The sequence below is a fragment of the Phyllobacterium sp. CCNWLW109 genome (assembly GCF_037203905.1).
Taxonomy (GTDB): Bacteria; Pseudomonadota; Alphaproteobacteria; order Rhizobiales; family Rhizobiaceae; genus Phyllobacterium; species Phyllobacterium ifriqiyense.
Genome location: NZ_JBBCBK010000009.1, coordinates 2501 through 6293 on the forward strand (window position 1 = coordinate 2501; position 3793 = coordinate 6293).

The 3793-nt window shown below is 52.5% G+C and carries 1 tRNA gene and 2 rRNA genes; all 3 read left to right on the forward strand.

What is annotated here, in order from left to right:
- Window positions 1-280 precede the first annotated feature (280 nt).
- The 3 genes from V9K92_RS22685 to V9K92_RS22695 all read left to right on the forward strand — a co-directional run bounded on the left by V9K92_RS22685 (window position 281) and on the right by V9K92_RS22695 (window position 3773).
- A 23S ribosomal RNA gene (locus tag V9K92_RS22685) occupies window positions 281-3099 on the forward strand.
- Window positions 3100-3301: 202 nt separating this feature from the next.
- A 5S ribosomal RNA gene (gene rrf / locus V9K92_RS22690) occupies window positions 3302-3416 on the forward strand.
- A 280-nt stretch (window positions 3417-3696) separates the two neighbouring features.
- Window positions 3697-3773 (forward strand) — tRNA-Met (locus V9K92_RS22695).
- Window positions 3774-3793 lie beyond the last annotated feature (20 nt).

The window sequence follows — 3793 nt, forward strand, 5'->3', positions numbered from 1 at the left end:
AGAAGATAAGTTCGGATTATTCCGGATGTTCAAGGATTTGCACCTTTGTGTGCTGATCTGCCGGCCTTATGGCCATGAACGCCGGGTAATGTCGTCAGGGGTGCTCATCAAAAGCCTCTGACTTATGATTGGCCGCTTAACCGCAGAGCCATCGAATTTATCTCAAGAAGCTGGTCTTTTTTGTCAAATCGATTGTTGCTGGGTGTTTTAGCAGCCTGTTGGTATCCCCCACAGGTGCAAGATGCTCGTTAAGGCAAGGATGGATATTGGCAATGAGAATGATCAAGTGTCTTAAGGGCATTTGGTGGATGCCTTGGCATGCACAGGCGATGAAGGACGTGATACGCTGCGATAAGCGTCGGGGAGGTGCGAATACCCTTTGATCCGACGATTTCCGAATGGGGAAACCCACCTTAGATATCTAGAAAATTTGAGTTGTTGGACGAATGTTCGAAGAACAATTCATTTTTCTAGATATCATAATAAGGTATCTAACTTTCGAATACATAGGGGTTAGAAGCGAACCCGGGGAACTGAAACATCTAAGTACCCGGAGGAAAGGACATCAAACGAGACTCCGTAAGTAGTGGCGAGCGAACGCGGACCAGGCCAGTGGCTTTTGTGAGACAAGTGGAACACCTTGGAAAGGGTGGCTAGAATGGGTGATAGCCCCGTACACGTAATGCGAACAAAAGTCCTTGAGTAGGGCGGGACACGTGAAATCCTGTCTGAACATGGGGAGACCACTCTCCAAGCCTAAGTACTCGTGCATGACCGATAGCGAACCAGTACCGTGAGGGAAAGGTGAAAAGCACCCCGACAAGGGGAGTGAAAGAGATCCTGAAACCGAATGCCTACAAACAGTTGGAGCCCAAGATTTGTTCTGGGTGACAGCGTACCTTTTGTATAATGGGTCAGCGACTTAGTCTGACGAGCAAGCTTAAACCGGTAGGTGTAGGCGCAGCGAAAGCGAGTCTGAACAGGGCGTTCAGTTCGTTGGATTAGACCCGAAACCAAGTGATCTAGCCATGAGCAGGTTGAAGGTAAGGTAACACTTACTGGAGGACCGAACCCGCATCTGTTGCAATAGATTGGGATGACTTGTGGCTAGGGGTGAAAGGCCAATCAAACTTGGAGATAGCTGGTTCTCCGCGAAATCTATTTAGGTAGAGCGTCGATCGAATACCTTCGGGGGTAGAGCACTGGATGGGCTAGGGGATCTCACCGATTTACCAAACCTAACCAAACTCCGAATACCGAAGAGTACTAATCGGCAGACACACGGCGGGTGCTAACGTCCGTCGTGAAGAGGGCAACAACCCTGACCACCATCTAAGGTCCCTAAGTTATGGCTAAGTGGGAAAGGATGTGAGGATCCCAAAACAACCAGGATGTTGGCTTAGAAGCAGCCATCATTTAAAGAAAGCGTAACAGCTCACTGGTCTAAATAAGGGTCTTTGCGCCGAAAATGTACCGGGGCTAAAGCCATACACCGAAGCTGTGGATTTGCATGTAAATGCAAGTGGTAGCGGAGCGTTCTGTAAGCCGTTGAAGAGGGACCCGTGAGGGCCTTTGGAGGTATCAGAAGTGAGAATGCTGACATGAGTAACGATAAAGGGAGTGAGAGACTCCCTCGCCGAAAGTCCAAGGGTTCCTGCTTAAAGTTAATCTGAGCAGGGTTAGCCGGCCCCTAAGGCGAGGCCGAAAGGCGTAGTCGATGGGAACCACGTTAATATTCGTGGGCCTGCGGGTAGTGACGGATCGCGTATGTTGTTCCTCCTTATTGGATTGGAGGGGCTTCGGGGCGGTTCCAGGAAATAGCTCCCGCGTATAGACCGTACCCTAAACCGACACTGGTGGACTGGTAGAGAATACCAAGGCGCTTGAGAGAACTGCGTTGAAGGAACTCGGCAAATTGCACGCGTAACTTCGGAAGAAGCGTGACCCTTTTTTACGCAAGTAGAGGAGGGTGGCACAGACCAGGGGGTAGCGACTGTTTACCAAAAACACAGGGCTCTGCGAAGTCGCAAGACGACGTATAGGGTCTGACGCCTGCCCGGTGCTGGAAGGTTAAGAGGAGAGGTGCAAGCTTTGAATTGAAGCCCCAGTAAACGGCGGCCGTAACTATAACGGTCCTAAGGTAGCGAAATTCCTTGTCGGGTAAGTTCCGACCTGCACGAATGGCGTAACGACTTCCCCGCTGTCTCCAACGCAGACTCAGTGAAATTGAATTCCCCGTGAAGATGCGGGGTTCCTGCGGTTAGACGGAAAGACCCCGTGCACCTTTACTATAGCTTTACACTGGCATTCGTGTCGGCATGTGTAGGATAGGTGGTAGACTTTGAAGCGGGGGCGCCAGCCTTCGTGGAGTCATCCTTGAAATACCACCCTTACCTATATGGATGTCTAACCGCGGTCCGTTATCCGGATCCGGGACAGTGTATGGTGGGTAGTTTGACTGGGGCGGTCGCCTCCTAAAGAGTAACGGAGGCGCGCGATGGTGGGCTCAGACCGGTCGGAAATCGGTCGTCGAGTGCAATGGCATAAGCCCGCCTGACTGCGAGACTGACAAGTCGAGCAGAGACGAAAGTCGGTCATAGTGATCCGGTGGTCCCGCGTGGAAGGGCCATCGCTCAACGGATAAAAGGTACGCCGGGGATAACAGGCTGATGACCCCCAAGAGTCCATATCGACGGGGTTGTTTGGCACCTCGATGTCGACTCATCGCATCCTGGGGCTGGAGCAGGTCCCAAGGGTATGGCTGTTCGCCATTTAAAGCGGTACGTGAGTTGGGTTCAGAACGTCGTGAGACAGTTCGGTCCCTATCTGCCGTGGGTGTAGGAATATTGACAGGATCTGTCCCTAGTACGAGAGGACCGGGATGGACGTATCTCTGGTGGACCTGTTGTGGCGCCAGCCGCATAGCAGGGTAGCTATATACGGACGGGATAACCGCTGAAGGCATCTAAGCGGGAAACCCACCTGAAAACGAGTATTCCCTATCAGAGCCGTGGAAGACCACCACGTTGATAGGCCGGGTGTGGAAGTGCGGCAACGCATGAAGCTTACCGGTACTAATAGCTCGATTGGCTTGATCATTCTCATTACTCATATCCATCGCAAAGCGATGAAATAGATTGTCTCACGCGCCCTATCGCACCTTTGGTGCGGGCGCTGCGACAGCGCGCCGGGCAACCGGCGACGGCCAAGTCGGCCTTGTGGGCAAATGCCCGCAAGATCGATCATCGCCAACAATCAAGACAAACAATTCCAGCTTCTTCATTTTGTTGCGCTTTGCTGACCTGGTGGTTACAGCGGGGTGGCTGCACCCGATCCCATTCCGAACTCGGCCGTGAAACGCCCCTGCGCCAATGGTACTTCGTCTCAAGACGCGGGAGAGTAGGTCGCTGCCAGGTCTGCTAAACGCAACAAAATGCTGCTCAAATCACACAACAATACATAACAGACCAATCAGGCCGCGCCAGAATACGTTCAGGACGCGGCCTTTTTGCTTTTGGCAAACATTCCGGGTAATCTGGACAATACCAAAAGCACAATGGCAATGGCAGCAATGCCCTCCTGCCACAAAAGGGTGGAGCAGCACCCCGTCCGAAAGCCGAAAAAGCACCTTCGCTTTTGAGGCCGGACAAACGGAGAAGTCCGGGCTGCAAACGGCGTCAGCGCCGGTCTTGGTAACGCGGGGTGGAGCAGCCCGGTAGCTCGTCAGGCTCATAACCTGAAGGTCACAGGTTCAAATCCTGTCCCCGCAACCAATAACTCAACATCCCCCAAA